Origin of the sequence: Actinotalea ferrariae CF5-4 (assembly GCF_000603945.1) — a bacterium.
Classification (GTDB): Bacteria; Actinomycetota; Actinomycetes; order Actinomycetales; family Cellulomonadaceae; genus Actinotalea; species Actinotalea ferrariae.
Window position 1 is genome coordinate 18,743 of sequence record NZ_AXCW01000024.1, and the last position, 16,966, is coordinate 35,708.

Genomic DNA, 16,966 nt, shown 5'->3' on the forward strand with positions numbered 1-16,966 from the left:
GTGCCGCGTGGTCCAGGCTGGGGGGATGCGGATGACGAAGCGGTGGCGCGTGCGCCGGCTCTCGGCCGACGGGGGCGTCCGGGAGCGGGCCGACGTGCTCGCGGGGGAGGAGCCGCTCGAGATCCACGTCGCGGGCCGGTCCTACGCGGTCACGATGCGCACCCCGGGGCACGACGTCGAGCTCGCGGCGGGCTTCCTCGTCTCGGAAGGCGTCCTGGGTGCGGCCGACGACGTCCTGGTCATGGACGACCGCGCCGGCGTGACGCCGGCGGGGGAGCGGGACCGCAACGTCCTGGACGTCCGCCTGGCCCCGGGCGTGCCGCTGCCCGACGGGTCGCGGCAGCGTCACGTCTACACGACGAGCAGCTGCGGCGTGTGCGGGACCGCCTCGATCGAGGCGGTCCGGACGGTGAGCCGCTTCGACCCGGCGGCCGACGACGTCTCGGTGCCGTTGAGCACCCTCCTCGGTCTGCCCGCGCGGCTCCGGTCCCAGCAGGAGGTGTTCGGCCGCACGGGCGGGGTGCACGCGGCGGCACTGCTCGAGCTGGATCCGGGCCGGCCCGCCGCGGACGCCGAGGGCACGCTGGTGTGCGTCCGGGAGGACGTCGGCCGGCACAACGCCGTGGACAAGGTGGTCGGGTGGGCGCTGCTGGCGGGTCGCCTGCCGCTGCGCCGCACGGTCCTGCAGGTCTCGGGGCGGGCGTCCTTCGAGCTCGTGCAGAAGGCCGCGATGGCAGGGATCCCGGTGCTGTCCGCGGTGTCCGCCCCGTCGGCCCTGGCGGTCGAGCTGGGCGAGGAGCTCGGCGTGACCGTGGTCGGCTTCAACCGGGGCGACGCGCTCAACGTCTACAGCCGCGCCGACCGCGTCGTGCCCTGAGTCTGCCGGTCACACGTCCAGGATCGTGATCCGGACGCGCGCGGTGGCACCCGCCTCCAGCCGCTCGGCGGCGCGCACGGCCTTCTTCACCGGCAGGACGTAGGTGCGGGCGCGGCTGTCCGGGAAGAGCGACGTGCGCCAGACGGAACCGCCGACGGTCACCTCGACCCGCACGCTGCCGAACCCCCGTGCCCGCGTCCCGACCAGGTCGAGGATCTCGTCGGCCTGCGCCTCCGGGACGCTGACGAAGGTCCACGTGTCGGTCTTGCGGGCGTCCCACACCCACACGGGCGACTCGAACTCGTAGGTGGGCCGGGCCGCTCCGGGCGCGCTGGTGTCGTCCACACGCGCAAGGGTGCCCGACACCACCGACACCTCGGCCGGCGGGCCCGCTGGAGGACCGGCTCGTGTGACTGGCACGGTTCTACCGTGACACGGGTCACACCTGATCACCCTTCTGGCGTAGTGTGTGCCGCCCGGGACCGCTCACACCGACGGCCCGCCGTGCACAAAGGGGTAGCACCACATGACACAGAAGGACACCGGGGGCGCGACGAGGCGCCGTCGGCTCTGCGCCGGACTCGGCGCCACCGCCCTCCTGCTCGCCGGCACTGCCACACCGTTCGCCGTCGCCGCCGAGTCGGGACCGCAGGACCTGGGCTCGGCCGCCGACCTCGGCGTGGCCGTGCCGACCGGCACGCCGGACCTCACCCAGGAGTACGCCACCTCGCCGACCGGAGCGTGGTTCGTCGAGCTCGAGCCGCGGCCCACCTCGCGCGGGGGCTCCGCGGCCGCCGTCGGGCGCGCGCAGGAGGCGTTCCTCGCGCAGGCGAAGGGTCAGGGCATCCCGGTCGAGGTGCGCCAGCGCTTCTCCAGCCTGTGGAGCGGTGTCTCCGCCCGGATCGACGACGACGACGTCGCCGCCGTGGCGGACCTGCCGGGTGTCGCCGCGGTGCACCCCGTGCTCGAGGTGGACGCGCCGCAGCAGGCGTCGTCGTTCGAGCCGGAGATGCTCACCGCGCTCGCGATGACCGGTGCGGACGTCGCGCAGAGCGAGCTCGGCCACACCGGCGCGGGGATCCGCGTCGGCGTCGTCGACACCGGCATCGACACCGACCACCCCGACTTCGGCGGCAGCGGCACCGACGGCACGACCGCGTTCCCCTCGGCGCGGGTGGTCGCCGGGTACGACTTCGTGGGCGACGACTTCAACGCCGACGACAGCTCGCCGGGCTACCAGCCGGTGCCGGCGCCCGACGGCGACCCCGACGACTGCCAGGGCCACGGCACCCACGTCGCCGGCATCGTCGGCGCGAACGGCGACACGGCGGCCGGGGGCGTCCGCGGCGTCGCGCCCGAGGTGGAGCTCGGCGCGTACCGGGTGTTCGGCTGCGAGGGCTCCACGACGAGCGACATCATCGTCGCCGCCCTCGAGCGGGCCCTCGCCGACGGCATGGACGTCGTCAACCAGAGCCTCGGTGCGGCGTTCCAGAGCTGGCCCGAGTACCCCACGGCCGTCGCGAGCGACAACCTCGTGGCGGCGGGCGTCGTCATGGTCGCCTCGATCGGCAACAGCGGCGCCTCCGGCACGTGGTCGGCCGGTGCCCCCGGCGTCGGCGACGACGTCATCGGCGTCGCCTCCTTCGACAACACCGCCGTGACCGCGCAGGTCCTCGAGGTCGACGGCCGTGAGGTCGCCTACAGCCCGGGGGCTGGTGCGCCCCAGCCGCCGACGTCGGGCTCCCTGCCCCTCGTCGCCCTGGGTGCCCCGGGCACCGCGGCCGCGCGGAGCTGCGAGGCCGTCCCGGCCGACCTGGTCGCGGGGGCGGCCGTCCTCATCGAGCGGGGCGCCTCCGCCGCCTACCCCGGCTGCGACCCGACCTTCTACGCCAAGGCGCTCCGGGCCCAGCAGGCCGGCGCCGCGGCCGTGGTCCTCTACAACAACGTCCCTGGGATGTTCAGCCCGAGCGTGGCCGGCGCGGTGCCGATCACCATCCCGGTCGTCGCCGTGACGAACACCGACGGCGCCGCGCTCACCGCGGCGACGGCGGACGGCGCCACGCTGACGTGGACGGACCAGGTCGGCAGCGTGCAGAACCCGACCGGTGGCCTCGTCTCGAGCTTCAGCTCCTACGGCCTGACGGCGGACCTGCAGCTCAAGCCCGACCTGGGTGCCCCGGGCGGCAGCATCTACTCGACGTATCCCCTGGAGAACGGCCGCTACGCCACCCTCTCGGGCACGTCGATGTCGGCGCCGCACGTCGCGGGCGCCGTGGCGCTCCTGCTCGAGGCGCGTCCCGACCTGGGGGCGACCGAGGTGCGTGACCTGCTCCAGAACTCGGCGGAGCCCGCCGTCTGGTCGCTCAACCGCCGCCTCGGCTTCCTCGAGCCGGTCCACCGGCAGGGCGCAGGCATGATCCAGGTCGACGAGGCGATCCTCGCCGACACGCGCGTCACCCCGGGCAAGCTGTCGCTCGGGGAGAGCGAGGGCGGGCCGGTCGAGCGCACCCTCACCGTGACCAACGACGGCGAGGCCGACGTCACCTACGCGACGTCCTTCGAGGACGCGATCTCCACCGGGGGCAACCCGGACGCGCCCGGCTTCACGCTGGGCACGAGCGACGTGCAGATGCCGGCGACCCTCACGGTCCCCGCCGGTGGGTCTGCCGAGCTCGTCGTGTCCATCGCACCGGACGCCGGGCTGGACCTCGTCCAGTACGGCGGCTACCTGCGGCTGACCCCGGTCGAGGGTTCGACCGAGGACGACGTCCTCGGGGTGCCCTTCGCCGGCTTCGCGGGGGACTACCAGGGCCTGGAGGCGCTGGGGGACCTGGGCACGACCCCGTTCCCGCTGCTGGCGTCGCTCACCGCGTGCGACCGGCTCATCGGCGTGGGCTGTGTCGCGGGGGGCGAGTGGGACGTCGCCGGTGAGGGCGCCGTCTTCACGATGGTCGACGGCGACGTGCCCAGCGTGCTCACGCACGTCGAGCACCCGCTGCAGTCGCTGACCATCCGGGCCTACCGGGTGCTCCCGGGCACGGCGACGCCCAGCGAGGTCCGCGGGGCGAAGTCCCTGGTGGGCGTCGAGGAGCATGTCGGGCGCGACTCCGGCGGGTTCAGCGTCCGCACCTGGGACGGCACGCTCGCGAAGACGAGCGGCAAGGGCCGGATCACCCTGCCCGACGGCGTCTACGTCCTCGAGGTGACCGCGCTCAAGGCGCTCGGTGACCCGGCGAACCCGGCGCACGTCGAGACGTGGACGAGCCCGGCCTTCACGGTCGACCGGCCGGGTCGATGACCTGACCGGCTGAGCGGAGCCAGGAGGCCCGGACGGTGCAGACCGTCCGGGCCTCCTGTCGTCGGACCCCCGCCGGAGGCCGCCGCGGACCTCACGGCACGACGTTCTCCAGCGGCCCGCCGGCGACGAAGCGCCGGACCTGCGCCTGGACCAGCCGGCGTGCCCGCGGCTCGAACGCGGTGGTGTTCCCACCGACGTGCGGCGTCAGGAGCAGCCCGGGGGCGTCCCACAGCGGGTGGCCTGCGGGCGGCGGCTCGGGGTCGGTCACGTCCACGGCGGCGCGCAGCCGCCCGGTGGCCAGCTCGGCGAGCAGCGCGTCGGTGTCGACGACCGCACCGCGCGCGACGTTGACCACGAGGGCGCCGTCGGGCAGCGCCGCGAGGAACCGCGCGTCGACGAGGTGCCGCGTCGCGGCGGTGAGCGGGACGACGAGGACGACCACGTCCGCCGTCGGCAGCAGGTCGGGGAGCTCGTCGATGCCGTGGACCACGGTGCCGTCCGGCTCGCTCCGGGCCTGGCTCGCCACCGGGACCACCTCGCACTCGAACGGCGCCAGCCGGCGGCCCACGGCCTGGCCGATCGACCCCCAGCCGACGACGAGGACGCGTCGGTCGGCGAGCGCGGGGTGCCGGGCGTGGGCCCAGTGGTGGGCGTCCTGGGCCCGCACCGCCTCGTCGAACCGGCGCAGGGAGGCGATCGTCAGACCGACGGCCAGCTCCGCGGTGCTCGCGTCGTGCACGCCCCGGGCGTTGCAGAGGTCCACGCCCGGCGGGACGAGGTGGGCCAGGTGCTCGACCCCCGCCGTCAGGGACTGGACCGCGCGCAGGGCGGGCAGGCCGCGCCGCAGGGGGTCCGTCGCCCAGGGGGCGAACGTGTAGGGCACGACGAAGAGGCCGACGCGGTCCAGGACGTCGTCGGCCGGCAGCGGGCCGCCGTCCCAGACGACGACCTCGGCGCCGTCCGCCTCGACGGGGAAGGGCGTGAGGACGGTCGGGTGCGTGGTCATGGCCCGATCATGCCGCCCGGTCCGGGCCCGACCGCACGGGTCGGGTCCCTGCCGGAGGACCGAACGGCCCGCCCCGTGGGGGCGGGCCGTCAGCTCCTCCGGGCGCGGACGCCCCGTTCGGCGCGCTCAGCGCCGGGCGAGCTTGGCCAGGATGCCCTGCTTGACCTCTTCGGGCTTCTGCAGCTCGCCCTGCTGGGCGTTGAGCACCAGCACCGAGCCGACGAGCGCGGGGGTCACCCACTGGAGCACCTTCTGCTGCTTCTGCGCCTTGGCCACGTCCGCGGGCGTCGCGGCCGACGGCGTGACAGCGCCCTCGGCGGGGGCGTCCCCGGCCTCGGCGAGCTTCGCGCCGAGCGCGCCGCTCCACGCGGTGGTCCCCAGGGCGGCGGCCGTGAGCGCGAGCTTCGCGATCGTGCTGGCCCCCACGCCCTGCTGGATCGCGAGGCGGTCCTTGTTCGCCCAGAGGAGGCCGGCGCCACCCACGAGGTGCGCACCGATCGCGGCGGTGTTGAGTGGTGCCCACTTGCCCCAGCCGGCCGATGCGGTCTTGAGGCGGTCCGTCGGGTTGGAGACGACCTTCGAGGCGCCGTTGAGGCCGACGGCCCCCATGAGGTTGCCCCCGAACCAGGCAGCGGCGCCGAGGTCGTGCAGCGAGCGGATGACGGTGTTCGTGCTCATGAGTGATCCCCCAAGGGTCTCGTCGGAGCGCGGGAGGTGCGGACGCGACGGGTCGCCGCGCGACCTCCACCGTGCGTCGAGGTCTTCATGAGCGCATCTGGGGGAGCGAGAGCGACCGAGGTCCGGCCAGGTGCCGCTCAGGTGATCACGGAGCGGGGCGTAGCATCTCGCCCTTGTGAGCGCTCTCGTCGAGGTCGTGCTGCCGCGGCGCCTCGGCACGGACTTCCGCTGGTTGATGGGCTCGTCGTGGACGAGCAACCTCGGCGACGGCATCGCGCTCGCCGCCGGGCCGCTCCTCGTCGCCTCGCTCACGGACGACGCCCGGGTCGTCGCGCTCGCGGCAGGCCTGCAGTGGCTGCCGCCCCTCCTGCTCGGCCTCCCGGCCGGCGTGCTCACGGACCGGCTCGACCGCCGCCGCATCGTCATCACCGTCAACCTCGTCCGGGTCGCGGTGCTCCTCGTGCTGGCGACGTTGCTGCTCACGGGCCAGGCACCGGTGCCGGTCGTCCTGCTGACGCTGTTCCTCCTGGCGAGCGCCGAGGTGTTCGCCGACAACAGCGCGCAGACGTTCCTGCCGACGCTCGTCGCCCGCCAGGACCTGGCGCTGGCCAACGCGCGCCTGCAGGCGGGGTTCGCGACCGTCAACCAGCTCGCCGGGCCGCCGATCGGGGCAGCGCTGTTCGCGCTCGGCACGATGTGGCCGTGGACCACCCAGGCGCTGGTCATGGTGCTGAGCGTGGTCCTGGTGTCCCGGATCTCGCTGCCCCCGCACGGTCGTGAGCGGGCGCCGCGCAGCCATGTCCGGCGCGACGTCGCCGACGGCCTGCGGTGGGTGCGCCACCACGCGGCCGTGCGGACCCTCGTCATCACGATCTTCGTCTTCAACGTGACCTTCGGCGCCGCCTGGTCCGTCCTCGTGCTCTACGCGACCCAACGGATCGGGCTGGGTCCCATCGGGTACGGCCTGCTCACGACGGTCGGCGCCGTCGGCGGCATCGTCGGGATCGCGGCGTACGGGTGGCTGACCCGCCGGGTGAGCCTGGGCAACCTCATGCGGGCGGGGCTGGTCATCGAGACCCTCACCCACCTGGGACTCGCGCTGGCCCGGAGCCCGTGGGTGGCGCTGCCGATCTTCTTCGTCTTCGGGCTCCACGCCTTCGTGTGGGGCACGACGTCGACCACGATCCGGCAGCGGGCCGTCCCCCTCGAGCTCCAGGGGCGCGTCGGCAGTGTGAACCTGGTCGGGGTGTTCGGGGGCCTCGTCGTCGGATCGGCGATCGGCGGGGTGCTCGCGGAGCGCTGGGGCGTCACCGCCCCGTTCTGGTTCGCGTTCGCCGGCTCGGTGGTGTTCGTGGTCCTGCTGTGGGGCCAGCTGCGCCACGTCGCCCACGCCGACGACGCCCTCACCATCCCCGACGCCCCGGGGGGCTCGAGCACACCAAGGCCCGACGCCCCGGGCGCCGGCTGACCGTCGTCGTCGTCGTCGGCGGCAGCCCGCCCCGCCCCTCGCGTCTCGCGGTCAGCGAGGGAGCCGCCGTCCGGCTCGTCCGCTCAGGGCACGGCGTGCCGGGCGAGCAGGACGGCGACCTCGTAGTGGCTCGTCTGCGGGAACATGTCGAGCACCCGGGCCTGGACCGGGACGAGCGACGGCATCGCGGCGAGGTCCCGCGCCAGGGTGACAGCGTTGCAGCTCGAGTACACGACGTGGCGCGCGCGGGACGCCTCGAGCCAGCCCGCCAGCTCCGGTCCGATGCCGCGCCGGGGCGGGTTCACCACGACGAGATCCGGCGCCTCGTGCGGCTGCGTGCGCAGCGCGAAGGCCGTCGCTTCGTCGGCGACGAACGCCGCCCCGGCGAGGCCCGCCTCGCTCGCCGAGAGCTGCGCGCTCGCGACCGCCTCGGTGCTCACCTCCACCCCGACGACGTCGCGCCCGGGGCCGGCGACGTGCAGCGCGAAGCCCCCGACACCGCAGTACAGGTCCCACACCGACGACGGCGCCGCGGCGTCGACCCAGTCCCGCGCCTGGCGGTACAGGGCCGCGGCGACCGGGGTGTTCGTCTGGAAGAAGCTCTGCGGCCGCAGGTGGAGGGTCACGGCGTCCAGGCGCATCGGCAGCGTCTCGTCCGCGGTCAGCACGATCTCGCGCTCGCCCTCCAGGACGGCCTTGTGCTCGGGCTGGACGTTCACCGACACCACGCGCACGCGCGGCAGGGCGGCACGCAGCGCCGGCAGGTGCTTGCGCAGCCGCGCCACCGCCTCGGTCGACCGCAGCACGAACCGCACCATGAGCTCGCCGTCGGGGGACTCGGTCACCAGCAGGTGCTTGAGCTCGCCCCGGCGGGCGGGCACGTCGTACGGGGTGAGCGCGGCGCCGGTCACGACGCGGGCGAGGGCCGGCAGCGCCGCGTGCAGGCCGGGGGAGTGCAGGGCGCAGTCGCGCAGGTCGACGCCGTGCCCGTCCGCGTCGAGGATCCCGAGCGTCGGCTGCTGGACCGTGCCGGCGACGACCATCTTCGCCTTGTTCCGGAACCGGGCCTCGGGGCTGAGCACGGGCGGCAACCAGGCGAGCCCGGCCGGGTCGCCGAGGAGCGTGCGGCAGTGGCGCTCCTTGCCGGCGACCTGCTCGGCGTACGGCGTGGGGAGCAGCGTGCAGGACCGGCACAGCGCCGCGTCGTAGTAGTGGCACTGCACCCGCGGAGTGTAGGCCGACCGGCGGCGGGAGCCGCCGCGGCCGGGTCTTCCCTGCGCCCGGGTTCAGGCGTAGACCTGCTGCATCGGCGCGTCCGCGTCGGTCCGACCCCAGGAGGCTCTCCGTGCCCAGGTTCATGGACGTCCACCACGGCATGCACGGCATCACGCCCGAGGCGCTGCACGCGGCGCACCAGGCCGACCTCGACATCCAGGCGGAGGAGGGGGTGGACTTCCAGCACGCCTGGGCCGACCCGGACTCGGGCACGGTGTGGTGCCTCTCCGATGCGCCGGACGCCGGGGCCGTCCAGCGCATCCACGAGCGCGCCGGTCACCCCCCGACGGAGGTGTTCGCGGTCCCCGTCGAGGCCTGACCCGTCCTGCCCGGGACCGGGGGTGCGCCGACCGTGCCCCCCGGTCCCCGGTGCGGGCGGCGGTCGCGCCGGAGGGGTCAGCCCACGCTGCGGGCGCCCAGCCAGGGCTCGAGCACGTCCTCCCGGTCCAGCCACGCGCCGAGGCCACGGTGCATCTCGGCGTCGGTGAGCAGGATCTCCTCGAACGCCTCGCGGAGCGCCGGCCGCTCGTCCCCGGTCCCGGTGAGGACGAGCCGGGTGAACGGCGTGCGCCGACCCCACGTGCCGAGCTCCCCGACGCTCAGCTGTCCGCCCGCGCCGTCCCAGGCGACGACCGAGTCCGGCCGGTTCGCGACCCAGAACACGCCCCGGCCCCGGACGCGCCCGCAGCCGAGGCGGCCCACGTGCTCGACGAAGCGCTCGGGGTGGAAGGGCCGCGGCGAGGTGAGCTCCAGGGTCCAGACGCCGCTCGGGGAGGTGCGGTGCGGCGCCGTCGCGAGCAGGGGGTCGAGGCGGGCCTCGCCCTGCCCGGTCTCGTGACGTCCGGTGAGCAGCCGGGGGAGGTCCAGGCCGTGCAGCCCGTCGACGCGCAGGCCGTCGCGCGCGCGGAGGTGGTCGACCAGGTCGGACCCGGCGTGCGGCCAGGTGCTGCCCTCCCGCGTGGCGACGACGACGTCGGCGTGGGCGAGCTGGGCGGCCAGCGCCTCGCCCACCGAGCGGCGGTCCGCGGAGGTCAGCGCGAGCCCGCGCTCGTCGAGGAGGTCGTCGCCGAGGACGTCCTCGACGACGGTGTCGAGGTCGACGGTCGCGACCACCGGGGCGAGCCGGTACCGGGCGAGGTCCCGCCCCGCGCGCAGGTGCTGAGCCAGGGTGCGCGCGACCGGGAGGCTCTCGCCGGAGACCGGGAGCGCGAGGACGACGGCGCCCCAGCGCCCCTCCTCGGCGAGGCGGCGCAGGACCGGCAGGGCGTCCTCCCGGACGGCGCAGCTGAGGCACGCGTGCTCGAGCTCGAGCCGCTCGTCCTCGAGGACGCCGCGCGCGTCCTGGACGACGCGGCGCAGCTCGCCGTCGCCCGTGGGCCCGTCGGTGATGTCGTGCCGGACGACGACGGCGTCCGGCACGTCGGCGAGCACGTGCATGACGGCGAGGTCCCGCAGAACGGGCTCGATGCCGGCGAGGACGGTGAGGGGCAGGCGGTGAGGCACGGCGGTCCTTTCGGGTGGGCGGCAGGGAGCGCGGGAGCGCGGGCGGACCGACTCTAGGCTTGACGAGAATGATTATCAATCCTAGTTTTCTGCCGTCCGACCGATCCCGCTCCACCAGGAGGCTCCGTGTCCGCCGTCTGCCAGGTCCTGGGCACCTCGCCCGGCTTCGGCCGGTCGATCTCGCACTCGCACCGCCGCACCCCGCGCCGCTTCGACCCCAACATCCAGCGCAAGCGGTACTGGGTCCCCTCGCTGGGCCGTCACGTCACGCTCCGCGTCAGCGTGCGCGGGATCCGTGTCATCGACCGCCGCGGCATCGACGCCGTCGTCGCGGACCTCCGTCGCCGGGGGGAGAAGGTCTGATGGCGAGCCGCACGACCGATCCGCGCCCCGTCATCACCCTGCGGTCCACCGCCGGGACCGGTGCCTCGTACGTCACCCGGAAGAACCGGCGCAACGACCCGGAGCGCATGGTGCTGCGCAAGTACGACCCCGTCGTGCGCCGGCATGTCGACTTCCGCGAGGAGCGCTGAGATGGCGAAGACGTCGAGGATCGTCCGCGACCGGCAGCGACGCGAGGTCGTCGCGCGCTGGGCCGAGCGGCGCCGGGCGCTGAAGCGGGCCTCCGTCGACCCGCACCGCACCGCGGCCGAGCGCGCCGAGGCCATGCGGGCCCTGCACGCGCTGCCGCGCGACGCGAGCCCGACGCGGCTGCGCAACAGGGACGTCGTGGACGGGCGTCCACGGGGTCACCTGCGCAGCGTCGGCCTGTCCCGCATCCGCTTCCGGCAGATGGCCCTTCGGGGCGAGCTACCGGGGTTCACGAAGTCCAGCTGGTGACCGGCTCCCGCCGGTCGAGGAGGGGGCCGTGAGCGTGAGGGCGTCGCCGGCTGTCAGGCGCCGGTCATGACGCGGTCACGGCCGCCGCGCTTGGCCGCGTAGAGGGCGGTGTCGGCGCGCGCGACGACGTCGTCGGCCGGCTCGCCCGGGCTGCCGGTCGCGACGCCGATCGAGATGGTCACCTGGCCCACGCCCGGCTGGGTGCGGGCGGCGATCGCCGCCCGCAGGCGCTCGGCCAGGGCCAGGGCGGCGGCGTTCCCCGTGCCGGGCAGGAGCACCAGCACCTCCTCGCCGCCCCAGCGCACCGCGACGTCGTCGGACCGGACGGCCGCCTGGACGGTCGCCGCGACGCGCTGGAGGACCACGTCGCCGACCTGGTGGCCGTGGTTGTCGTTGACCAGCTTGAAGTGGTCGACGTCCCCGAGCAGGACGCTGTACTCCCGCCCCGCGGCCTGGGCCGCGTCCAGCGCCTCCTGGCCGGCGCGCCGCGTGAGCAGTCCCGTCAGGGAGTCGGTGCTCGCGATGGCCTGCAGGTTGTGCTCCCGCTGGACGGCGGCGGTGACGTCCTTCGCCGTGCACACGAGCCCCCCGACGCTGCCGTCCGGCTCGAGCACGACCGCCACCGTGACGTCCACGTCCACGAGGCGGCCGTTCTTGTGGCGCCACCGGGACGTGGAGCGGTAGCCGGTCCGGGAGCGCACCGCCTCGCGCAGGGAGGCGTCCGCGCCGGGGGCGAACGCGGCGTGCAGCTCGTTGGGCCGGCGGCCGACCAGCTCGCTGGTGTCGTAGCCCGTGAGCAGCTCCGAGCCGTGGCTGGCGAAGACGATGCGGGTGTCGGCGTCGAGGACGAGGACGGGGTCCGAGGCCGACTCGAGCGCCCGCAGGAGCAGCTCGCGCTCGCGGATCGCCCGCGCCTCACGCGTGCGCTCCTGCTGCACGGAGATGAAGTACTCCACCTCGCCGTCGTCCCCGAAGACGGGGGAGATGTTCCAGCGCACGAGGTACGGCACGCCGTCCTTGCGGTAGTTGACGGTCTCGCCCTCGAAGTACTGGTTGGCCTCCAGGCAGGCCCGCAGGTGGCTGATCACCCCGAGGTCGGTGTCCGGGCCCTGGAGCATGCGGAGGTTCCGGCCGATCAGCTCCTCCTCCTGGTACCCCGTCATGTCGAGGAACGCGGGGTTGCAGACGAGGACGTGGGGGCCGTCGCCGGAGAGGTCGCCGTCGGTGATGACGACGGAGTTGAAGTCGTGCACGAAGGCCCGGCGCAGTGCCTCCGTCTGGACCGACGTCAGCGCGCTGGTGGTGAGCGGCCCCACCTCGCGCGGCACCTCGTCGTGGATCACGGGATCATGATGACGTGCGCACCGCTGGTGCTCTAGGACCGGGCGGGCGAAGGGCTGGGTGAAGTCGCCCGACCGCCGCCCCAGCGACTCCGTCCGCGGGCTCAGAGGTCGCGCTCGGCGAGCTCGCGGAACTCCTCCGGCACGCCGCCGGCGCGACCGAGCAGGGCGGGCAGGTATCCGACGGCGTCGCGCCCGAAGCGGGCGCGCGCGCGGTCCATCGACCCGTCGACCGCGCGTCGGGCGGCGCCCGGTGCGGTGCCCGGCCGCCACGGGTCCTGGGGCGGCAGGTCCAGCTCGAGCTGGACCGTGCGCTGGGTGGTGAGGTGGGAGACCGACACCGCGAGCAGCGTGATCTCCGCCGCGGGGCCGCGCTCCTCGATGGCCGACCAGGCGAGGCGCTCGGCGACCTCGGTCAGCGTGAGCGTGGCGGCCACCGGCTGGGTGAGCGTCCAGGAGCGGGTGGCGCGCCCGTCGCCGGCGAAGCGCACCGCGACCGTGACCGTCCGGCCGGCGAGGTCCTTCTCGCGGAGCCGGCGCGCGACCCGGTCGGCCAGGTGCGACAGGGTCGCGCGGACGTCGTCCCGCTCGGGACGTCGCCGGCTCAGGGCGGACTGGGCGCCCACCGTCCGGGCGCGTCGGGAGGTGTCCACCCGACGCGGGTCCTCGTCGTGGGTGAGCGCGCTGAGGCGGTGTCCGACGGCGGTGCCCAGCAACGGCTCGACGACGCTGCCCGGCACCTGGGCCAGCTGACCGACCGTGTGGATGCCCTGGTCCGCGAGCCGCTGCTGCGTCACCGGGCCGACGCCCCAGAGCAGCCCCACCGGCAGTGGCTCGAGGAACTCGCGCTCGGTGCCGGGCCGGACGACGACGAGGCCGTCGGGCTTGGCGACCTGGGAGGCGACCTTCGCCAGGTGCTTGGTCCGTGCCGCGCCGACCGAGATCGGCAGCCCGACCTCCTCCCGGACGCGGCGGCGGATCATCGCGCCGATGACCTCCGGCGGCCCGAACAGGTGGGTCGACCCGGACACGTCCAGGAACGCCTCGTCGATCGAGATCCGCTCCACGGCCGGCGTGACGTCCCGCAGGACGGCGATCGCGGCGTCGCCGAGCCGCTGGTACTCCCGGAAGTGCCCCCGGACGAACGTCAGCCGCGGGCACAGCCTCGCCGCCCGCCAGCCGGGCATCCCACCCTGCACGCCGAACGCCTTGGCCTCGTAGGAGGCGGCGAGGACCACCCCGCCCGTCGCGCTCCCGCCGACGGCGATCGGCCGACCGCGCAGCGACGGGTCCAGCAGCTGCTCGACGGAGGCGTAGAACGCGTCGAGGTCCGCATGGAGGATCGTCGCGCCCTCGCTCGGCATGCCACCACTGTAGTCGAACACCTGTTCGAGTGGCGAGGGGTCGAGGCGTCGCCGGCAGCACTGGGCCGTCCGGGGGAGGGTCCGCCCGGCCGCTGCACCGGCGTGGTTACGATCGCGCGCGTCAGGGGCTGCCCGTCCCCGCCGGCCGAGCGTCGGTGGGTCGTCGTCCCCGGCCCGCCGGGCGTCGTGGGCAGGGGCAGGAGGACCGATGAGCGGTGGTGCGGACCAGGGCGCGCAGGGCGCGCCGCACGGCGACCCGACGGCAGTGGTCGGGCCGCACGGCGACCAGGCGGCCGAGTGCGAGTCCCACGGCGACCCGGCAGCACACGGCTCACCCGACGCCGAGCAGGCCGCGCGACGCGGACCTCATGGCGATGCGGACCGGTTCCTGTCCCTCCTCATGCGCCTGGCGGTCGAGTTCATCAACGTCCCGCTGGACCGGCTCGACGACGCCGTGCGGGCGGCCCTCGGCGAGGCGGCCACGTTCGTCGGCGCGGACCGGGGCTACGTCTTCCTCCACGACTGGACCGACCGGACCACGTCGAACTCCCACGAGTGGTGCGCCCCCGGCATCGAGCCCGTGATCGACGTCCTCCAGCGCGTGCCGATGGTCATGTTCCCCGACTGGATGAACGCGCACGAGCGGGGCGAGCGGTTCGAGATCCCGTCGGTCGCGGACATGGCGCCCGGGGACGAGGAGCTCCAGGAGACCCTCGCGATGCAGGACATCCAGTCGCTCATCGCCCTGCCGATGCGGACGGAGGCGGGGCTGCTCGGCTTCGTCGGGTTCGACGCGGTGCGCGAGCGCCGCGACTGGGTCGAGCGGGAGCGGGACCTCCTCGCGGTCCTCGCGGAGCTGCTCGCCAACGCGGAGCTGCGCCGTCACCGCGAGCAGGAGCTCGAGCAGGCCAGGAGGGTGGCGGCCGACGCGCAGCGGCGGCTCCAGCTGGCCCTTCGGGCCGAGAGCGACCTGGTGTGGGAGCACGACGTCGTCACGCGCGAGAGCTACTTCCCACCGGGGTTCTACCGGATGCTCGGCTGGCCCGTCCCGGTGCCGCTGGCCACCGGCCCGGACCTGATCCGCCACGTCGCCGACGAGGACGGCATCGCCCGGCTGCGGGCGGCGATCCAGGCGGCGGCAGCCGCCGGCAAGGACGCGTTCGAGGCCGAGGTGGACTTCCGCCGGCCCGACGGCAGCCTCGTCCCGGTCGCGGTCTCCGGTGGCCTCTCCCGCGGGGAGGACGGGCAGATCGTCCGCCTCGCCGGCACGGCCCGGGACCTCACCGCCGAGCTCCGTGCGCGCCGCGAGCAGGAGCGCCGGGAGCAGATCGAGGCGATGCTCGCCCGCCTCTCGCGCCAGTTCGTCGAGGCCGTCCCCGTCGAGGAGACCCTGGCCGTCGCGCTCCAGGAGATCGGCACGACGTACGGTGCCGCGCACGCCGCAGTCCTGCGCCGCATGCCCGACGGCGCCGCCTGGGAGCCCCTGACCCACTGGTCCGCCCCGCAGGCCGACGGCGACGGCTTCCGGGCGCCCGTGCCCCGGGAGGGCCTTGCCGGGGTGGTGCAGCGCCTGGGGCGCGGCGCCACGGTCGTCGTGCCCGACACCCAGGACCCCTCGACCGACCCGGCGGTGGGGAAGCTCCTGTCCGCGCTGGGTCTGCGCAGCGCGTCCTTCGTGCCCATCACCGTCAAGGGTCACCTGGAGGCCGTCCTCGCCCTCGGGTCCGCCGAGGTGGCTCCGCTGGACCCGGCCGAGCCGGCGATGCTGCGGGCCGCCGCGGAGATGGCGGCGAGCGCGCTGTCCCGGGAACGGGCGCGGCTGGAGCTCGTCCAGGCCCGGGAGGAGGCCGACGCCGCCAACGCCGCGAAGACGCGGTTCCTCTCCACGGTCAGCCACGAGATCCGCACCCCGCTCAACGGGATCCTCGGTCTGGCCGAGGTGCTGGGGGACAGCGTCCACGAGGAGCGTGCCCAGCAGTACGTCCGGTCCATGCGGGCGGCGGCCACCACGCTGCGGGCCCTGCTGGACGACGTGCTCGACGTGGCCCGCATCGAGTCCGGGCTGCTCACCCTGCACGACCGGCCGACCGACGTGCGGGCCCTGGTGGACCACGTGGCCCGCCTCTACGGGCACCAGGCGCAGACCGAGGGCGTGCGGCTCGTCGTCCAGAGCCAGGAGTGCGCCGCACTCCTGCTCGACGGCGACCGCCTCCAGCAGGTGCTCGTCAACCTCGTGGGCAACGCGCTGAAGTTCACGGAGGCGGGGGGCGAGGTCGTGGTGCGCAGCACGTGCCTCGCCGGGGCGGACGCCGAGCGGGTCACGCTGCGCATCGAGGTGACCGACACGGGGGCGGGCATGGCGCCGGAGGCCGTGGAGCGGGTGTTCCAGCCGTTCGTCCAGCTCGAGCCGCGCCTCGGCAACAAGGCACCCGGCACGGGCCTCGGCCTGGCGATCGTCCGGGAGATCCTCGACGCGATGGGCGGCACCATCCGCATCCAGAGCGAGCGGGGCGTCGGGACCGCGGTCACGGTGACCGTGGAGGCGACCGTCGCGCCGGCGCCGTCGGCCGCCCCCGAGGAGCCGCAGTCCGTCGCCCCCCCCACCGTCCGCCCGGGTGGTCGTCGCGGAGGACAACCACATCAACCGCGAGGTGCTCCTGGCCTTCCTCGAGGACCTGGGGATCCGCGACGTCGTCACCGTGACGGACGGCCTGCAGGCCGTGGAGCACGTGCGGGCGCACGGCGCCGACGTGGTCCTCATGGACAACTTCATGCCGGTGATGGACGGCATCACCGCCACCCGGCTGCTCCGCGAGGACGCGCTGCCGGTCCGCGTCGTCGTCGTCACCGCGGACGTCTCGTCCGACGCCCTCGCGCGGTGCGAGGAGGCGGGGGCGGACGCCGTCCTCGCCAAGCCGTTCGACCGCGCGCAGCTGGGTGCCACCCTCGCCCGCGTCCTGGCGCACCTCCGGCCGGCCGACGACGACGCGGGACCGATCGGTGCCCGCGCCCACGGGACGTCGCTGTGGACGGTGCCCGTCGTCGACGTCGCGGCCGTCGAGGCGCTCGCCGCCCGGCCGCGCGGGCGCACGACCATGCTCGTCCGCCTGGTCGAGCTCTTCGACGAGCAGGTCCCGACCCTGCTCACCGACGTGCGCCGCGCCGCGGACGAGGGTGACCTGGAGGGGCTGCGCCGGGCGGCGCACACGCTGGTGTCGGCGGTCGCCACCCTCGGGCTGCGCCGCGCGGCGGAGGTGGCGGCGCGCACGGACCGCAGCGTCGCCGCGCTGCTGCAGGCACCGACCGCCGGGCGGGGG

Annotated in this window: 15 protein-coding genes and 2 pseudogenes; 10 read left to right on the forward strand and 7 right to left on the reverse strand. The window is 75.1% G+C overall.

The annotated features are described in order from the left end of the window. Window positions 1-25 precede the first annotated feature (25 nt). Complete coding sequence (gene fdhD / locus N866_RS03910) at window positions 26-877, forward strand: formate dehydrogenase accessory sulfurtransferase FdhD (RefSeq protein ID WP_034222898.1); 852 nt, start codon at window positions 26-28, stop codon at window positions 875-877. Between the two features lie 9 nt (window positions 878-886). Here fdhD and N866_RS03915 read toward each other — a convergent pair whose 3' ends face one another. After that, window positions 887-1,222 carry a DUF1905 domain-containing protein gene (locus N866_RS03915; RefSeq protein WP_052022352.1) on the reverse strand — a complete coding sequence of 112 codons (336 nt, stop codon included), beginning with the start codon at window positions 1,220-1,222 and terminating at the stop codon, window positions 887-889. Window positions 1,223-1,403: 181 nt separating this feature from the next. Here N866_RS03915 and N866_RS03920 point away from each other — a divergent pair, with 181 nt between their 5' ends. Continuing rightward, window positions 1,404-4,175, forward strand: a complete 2,772-nt coding sequence (locus N866_RS03920) for a S8 family serine peptidase (protein WP_052022353.1) — start codon at window positions 1,404-1,406, stop codon at window positions 4,173-4,175. Window positions 4,176-4,266: 91 nt separating this feature from the next. Here the strand turns inward: N866_RS03920 and N866_RS03925 are convergent, their stop codons facing one another. Both N866_RS03925 and N866_RS03930 read right to left on the reverse strand, forming a co-directional pair. After that, a complete protein-coding gene (locus tag N866_RS03925) occupies window positions 4,267-5,181 on the reverse strand; it encodes a 2-hydroxyacid dehydrogenase (protein ID WP_034222906.1) in 915 nt (304 codons plus the stop codon). 126 nt (window positions 5,182-5,307) lie between these two features. Further along, complete coding sequence (locus N866_RS03930) at window positions 5,308-5,859, reverse strand: hypothetical protein (protein ID WP_034222909.1); 552 nt, start codon at window positions 5,857-5,859, stop codon at window positions 5,308-5,310. Between the two features lie 175 nt (window positions 5,860-6,034). Here N866_RS03930 and N866_RS03935 point away from each other — a divergent pair, with 175 nt between their 5' ends. Next, complete coding sequence (locus N866_RS03935) at window positions 6,035-7,327, forward strand: MFS transporter (RefSeq protein WP_034222910.1); 1,293 nt, start codon at window positions 6,035-6,037, stop codon at window positions 7,325-7,327. An 83-nt stretch (window positions 7,328-7,410) separates the two neighbouring features. Here the strand turns inward: N866_RS03935 and rlmC are convergent, their stop codons facing one another. Next, window positions 7,411-8,550, reverse strand: a complete 1,140-nt coding sequence (gene rlmC, locus N866_RS03940; RefSeq protein WP_034222911.1) for a 23S rRNA (uracil(747)-C(5))-methyltransferase RlmC — start codon at window positions 8,548-8,550, stop codon at window positions 7,411-7,413. 122 nt (window positions 8,551-8,672) lie between these two features. On the opposite strand from rlmC, the gene N866_RS03945 reads away from it, so the two are divergent. Further along, window positions 8,673-8,921, forward strand: coding sequence for an SCO4226 family nickel-binding protein (locus tag N866_RS03945; RefSeq protein WP_034222913.1), 249 nt, complete (start codon window positions 8,673-8,675; stop codon window positions 8,919-8,921). A 77-nt stretch (window positions 8,922-8,998) separates the two neighbouring features. Here N866_RS03945 and N866_RS03950 read toward each other — a convergent pair whose 3' ends face one another. Beyond that, window positions 8,999-10,105, reverse strand: a complete 1,107-nt coding sequence (locus N866_RS03950; protein WP_034222919.1) for a CobW family GTP-binding protein — start codon at window positions 10,103-10,105, stop codon at window positions 8,999-9,001. Window positions 10,106-10,231: 126 nt separating this feature from the next. Here N866_RS03950 and rpmB point away from each other — a divergent pair, with 126 nt between their 5' ends. From rpmB to rpsN, 3 genes are read left to right on the forward strand one after another with little or no spacing between them, the layout of a single operon-like run. Then, window positions 10,232-10,468: a 50S ribosomal protein L28 gene (rpmB, locus tag N866_RS03955; RefSeq protein ID WP_034222923.1), complete on the forward strand. Its 237-nt coding sequence runs from the start codon at window positions 10,232-10,234 to the stop codon at window positions 10,466-10,468. Further along, entirely contained in the window at window positions 10,468-10,638 is a 171-nt protein-coding gene (gene rpmG / locus N866_RS03960) for a 50S ribosomal protein L33 (RefSeq protein WP_034222924.1), read from the forward strand. Before rpmB ends, rpmG begins: the two co-directional genes overlap by 1 nt. Window position 10,639: 1 nt before the next feature. Next, window positions 10,640-10,945, forward strand: coding sequence for a 30S ribosomal protein S14 (gene rpsN, locus N866_RS03965; RefSeq protein WP_034222926.1), 306 nt, complete (start codon window positions 10,640-10,642; stop codon window positions 10,943-10,945). A gap of 53 nt (window positions 10,946-10,998) precedes the next feature. On the opposite strand, the gene N866_RS03970 is transcribed toward rpsN, so the two are convergent. Next, complete coding sequence (locus tag N866_RS03970) at window positions 10,999-12,288, reverse strand: sensor domain-containing diguanylate cyclase (protein WP_216699370.1); 1,290 nt, start codon at window positions 12,286-12,288, stop codon at window positions 10,999-11,001. A gap of 101 nt (window positions 12,289-12,389) precedes the next feature. Continuing rightward, window positions 12,390-13,649, reverse strand: coding sequence for a DNA polymerase IV (gene dinB / locus N866_RS03975; RefSeq protein ID WP_034222929.1), 1,260 nt, complete (start codon window positions 13,647-13,649; stop codon window positions 12,390-12,392). Window positions 13,650-14,049: 400 nt separating this feature from the next. Between dinB and N866_RS03980 the strand changes: the two are divergent. From N866_RS03980 to N866_RS03985, 3 genes and pseudogenes are all read left to right on the forward strand, one after another. Beyond that, window positions 14,050-16,182, forward strand: a pseudogene (locus N866_RS03980) (ATP-binding protein); the annotation flags it as partial. A 118-nt stretch (window positions 16,183-16,300) separates the two neighbouring features. Continuing rightward, window positions 16,301-16,534 (forward strand): annotated as a pseudogene (locus tag N866_RS22345) (response regulator); the annotation flags it as partial. A gap of 210 nt (window positions 16,535-16,744) precedes the next feature. Further along, window positions 16,745-16,966 (forward strand): Hpt domain-containing protein (locus tag N866_RS03985; RefSeq protein WP_034222934.1); only part of this gene is annotated, 222 nt, incomplete at its 3' end.